General features: G+C 50.3%; 1 protein-coding gene. It reads left to right on the forward strand.

The features are described 5' to 3' along the window. Nucleotides 1-194: 194 nt before the first annotated feature. Nucleotides 195-551, forward strand: a 357-nt coding sequence (locus tag E1963_RS23945; RefSeq protein ID WP_201272116.1) for a hypothetical protein, incomplete at its 3' end; no start/stop codon positions are given.

The raw sequence follows: 551 nt of genomic DNA on the forward strand, positions 1-551 counted from the left end.
AGGAAGGGATGAAGGAAAAGAGGAAAGGAGAGAGGAAGGAGAAAAGGGAAGAAAGGAAAGGGAAAGGGGTTTCGTGAAACTGGTTTAGGGAGGGTGAGAAGGGGGGAAGAAGGGAGAGAAGAGGGGAAAGAGGGGAGAGAGGAGGGGGAGAGAGAGAAGGAGAAAGGGGAGAGAAAGGAGAAAGGGAAGGGGAAGTGAAGGGAAAAAGGCAGAGGAAGAGGGGAAGAAAGGGAGGGAAGAAGGAGGAGGCAGCAGATCGCTGCAAAAAAAAAGGTATTTCAGAGAGGGGGAAGAGGGGAAGGGGAAGAAGAGGGGGGAGGAAGGGAAGGGGGGAGAGAAGAGAAAGGGAAGGGCAAGGAGGAAAAAGAAGGGAAAAAGGAAAGAAAAGGAAAAAAGAAAGGAAGAGAAAGACAGGAAAAGGGGGAGGAAAAGGAAGAAAAAGGAGGAAGGAGAAAAAAGGAAAGAGGGGGGAGGAAGGAGGAGGAAAGGGGAAGAAGAGAGAGAAGAGAGGAAGAGAAAGAGGAAGGAAGAAGGAGAGAGGGCAGAAGGAA

Source organism: Extibacter muris (assembly GCF_004345005.1).
GTDB lineage: Bacteria > Bacillota > Clostridia > Lachnospirales > Lachnospiraceae > Extibacter > Extibacter muris.